Annotated in this window: 2 protein-coding genes; both read left to right on the forward strand. The window is 74.3% G+C overall.

The features are described 5' to 3' along the window. Positions 1–355: 355 nt before the first annotated feature. Positions 356–2,863 carry a beta-glucosidase gene (locus tag ACWGIU_RS32995; protein WP_453711784.1) on the forward strand — a complete coding sequence of 836 codons (2,508 nt, stop codon included), beginning with the start codon at positions 356–358 and terminating at the stop codon, positions 2,861–2,863. A gap of 58 nt (positions 2,864–2,921) precedes the next feature. After that, positions 2,922–3,519 (forward strand): DedA family protein (locus tag ACWGIU_RS33000; protein WP_453711785.1); only part of this gene is annotated, 598 nt, incomplete at its 3' end.

The following is a 3,519-nucleotide window of genomic DNA, read 5'->3' on the forward strand; positions in this document are numbered from 1 at the left end:
GTCCAGTACACGGGCGCCCCTCCGCCTTGCGATGCACGGCACCGGACAACGCGGGCCCGACCGACAAGATCCGAAAGAGACGACCTGGCCGGAGTCGGACCGCCGCAGGACGCGAGGGAGCGCTCGGGCCGTCGTGGGGGACCGCAGTCGCGCGCGGCCACCGCACCGGGGCGCGGGTACGGTGACAGGCCGAGACCCGGCCCGGCGTCGAGAAGGCGCCGCCGCTGCCGGAGGGCTGAACCTTCACACCGCGGTAGCGCGTCTCGGCGGACCCGGCGGGCGCGCGGCGCACAGTGGGCGCGGGAGCGGTCCGGCGCGGGCCGCTCCCGCCCGACCCACGCCGCAGGGAGCGCCCATGAGCGAGGCCGTGTCCAGACGTTCCGCGATGCGCCTGCTCGCGGCGGCGGGCACGGCGGGCACGGCCCTCGCAGCGGGCGCCTGCGTGCCAGGGGTGCCGCCGGGCGAGGGCGCCAAGGAGCCGCCCGCCGCACCGGCCGGACCCCGGGCCACGGGCGCCGCCCGGATCGAAGCCCTGCTGGAGCGGCTCACCCTCGACGAGAAGACCGCCCTGCTGCACGGAGCCCCCGACCCCACCTCCCTCGGCCAGGCCGGCTACGTCCCCGGCGTACCCCGCCTGGGCATCCCGCCCCTGCGCCTCGCCGACGGGCCCGCCGGGGTCCGCGTCGCCAGACCCGCCACCGCACTGCCCGCGCCGGTCCTGCTCGCCTCCGCCTTCGATCCGGCGCTGGCCCGCGAGTACGGCCGTGTCATCGGCCGCGAGGGCCGGGCGCTCGGCCAGGACGTCGTGCTGTCGCCGATGGCCAACCTCATCCGCACCCCGTACGCGGGCCGGAACTTCGAGACCCTCGCCGAGGACCCGCACCTGACCGCCGACCTCGTGGGCGAGATGGTCCGCGGCATCCAGGACGAGGGCCTGATCGCCACCGTCAAGCACTTCGCCCTCAACAACCAGGAGCACGGCCGCGACACCGTCGACGTGATCGCCGCCGAGCAGACCCTCCACGAAACCGAGCTACGGGGCTTCGAAGCCGCCGTGGCGGCCGGCGCGGGCGCCGTCATGGGCGCGTACAACAAGGTCAACGGCGTCCACGCCTGCGAGAGCAGGCCGCTGCTCGACGAACTGCTGCGCGGCAGCTGGGGGTTCGACGGCTGGGTGATGTCCGACCGGGACGCCGCCCACAGCACGGTCGCCGCCATCGGCGCCGGCCTCGACATGGAGATGCCCCACGGCACCCACTTCGGCGGACCGCTGCGCGAGGCGGTGCGCGGCGGCTCCGTACCGGAGGCCGCCGTAGACCTCGCCGTCCACCGGATCCTGACCACCATGGACCGCTTCGGCCTGCTCGCGGCCCCGCCCGCCGCCCGGCCCCCGCGCGACGGAGCCGCCGGGGCCCGGACCGCCCGCAAGGTGGCCACCGCCGGGGCCGTGCTGCTGCGCAACGAACACGGCACCCTTCCCCTGACCGGCGCCGCCGCCCGCTCGATCGCGGTGATCGGACCGACCGGCCAGGTGCCCTTCGTCGGCGGCGGGGGCAGCGCGCACGTGGTGCCCGACGGGGCGGACGCCCCGCTCACCGCCATCCGGCGACGGGCCGGGAAGGGTTCGACCGTCCGCTACGCCCTCGGGGAGGACCTCTACGGGCGGCCGCTCCCGGGGAGGCTGCTGAACCCGGTCGCCGACCTGGACGCGCGGGCCGTGGAGCCCGGGCGGGTCTGGAGCCATGAGGGGGAGTTCCGGCTCGCGGCCGACGACGAGTGGACCCTGCTCGTCCACTACACCGGGAAGCGTCCCGTCGTACGCCTCGACGGGGAGGAGCTGTTCCCTGTCCGGCAGGGTGTGGCCGAGTACTTCGCCGGCGGACTGCTCGGCTCCGCACCCGACGGGATGAGCGTCCGCCGCACCACCCTCGCCCTCAAGGCGGGCACCCACCGGCTCGCCGTGACCGCCGAGGGCGGGGACAAGGGCCAGCGCTTCCGGCTCCGGCACACCACCGGGGCGACCCGCGCCGCGGATCTCGCCGACGCCGTGAAGACCGCGAAGGCGGCCCGCAGCGTGGTGCTGTTCGCCTACGAGGACGCCACCGAGGGCCGGGACCGGACCTCGCTGGCGCTCCCGGGCGGGCAGGAACGGCTGATCGAGGCGGTGACCGCCGCGAACCCCCGGACGACCGTCGTGCTCAACACCTCCTCCAGTACGACCATGCCGTGGCTCTCGCGTACCGGAGCGGTCCTCCAGATGTACTACCCCGGCCAGGAGGGCGCGGGAGCCACCGCCGACCTCCTCTTCGGCGACGTGGACCCCGGAGGCCGCCTCACCCAGACCTTCCCGGCCGACGAGCAAGCCACCCCCGTCGGCGGCGAGCCGCTGCGCTACCCCGGCGTGGGCGGCCGGCAGGAGTACTCCGAAGGCATCCACGTGGGCCACCGCTGGTACGACGCCCAGCGGGTGACCCCCCTGTTCCCCTTCGGGCACGGGCTCTCGTACACCACCTGGCAGTACGAGAAGCTCACCGTCCGGCCGCAGCGGGGTGGGCTGCGCGTGGAGTTCACCGTCCGCAACACCGGTCGCCGCAAGGGCACCGAGGTGGCCCAGGTGTACGTCGGCCCGTCCGCGGAGCTGGAGCTCGACCAGCCGGTGCGGGCGCTGGCCGGCTACCGGCGGCTCGTCCTGGCACCGGGCGAGGCGGAGCGGGTCACCCTCGACATCACCGCGCGGGCGCTGTCGTCATGGGACCCGGAGCAGCATGCCTGGGTGCTGGGTGCCGGCCGACGGCAGGTGTTCGTGGGCCGTTCGTCGCGTGAACTGGCACTGAGGTCCAAGGCGGTCGTGGCGAGCCGATAGGCTGCCCGTTCGGCGTGTCACAGGGGGCGCGCCGGGGACGACACGGGAGGACGTACCGGTGCACATCCAGGAATGGCTGGAGACGATTCCGGCGGTCAGTATCTATCTCCTGGTAGGTCTGGTCATCGGGCTCGAGAGCCTCGGCATCCCACTGCCGGGAGAGATCGTCCTGGTCAGCTCGGCGCTGCTGGCCTCGCAGCACGGGGAGATCGACCCCGTGATCCTGGGGCTCTGCGCGATCACCGGGGCGATCGTGGGTGACTCGATCGGCTATGCGATCGGCCGCCGGGGCGGCAAGCCGCTGCTGGAGCGGCTCGGCCGGCGCTTCCCCAAGCACTTCGGACCCCAGCAGGTGGCGCTGGCGGAACGCTCCTTCGAGAAGTGGGGGATGTGGGCCGTCTTCTTCGGGCGGTTCGTGGCCCTGCTCCGGATCTTCGCCGGGCCGTTGGCAGGCGTGTTGCACATGCCGTACTGGCGCTTCCTCGTCGCCAACGTCCTCGGCGGCATCCTCTGGGCCGGCGGCACCACGGCCGTCATCTACTCGGTCGGGATCGTCGCCGAGCCGTGGCTGAAGCGGTTCTCCTGGCTGGCGCTGGGGCTGGCCGTGCTGTTCGGGCTCGCCGTGACCCTCGTGGTGCGCAGCCGGATGAAGAAGG

This window comes from Streptomyces sp. NPDC054840 (genome assembly GCF_053611065.1).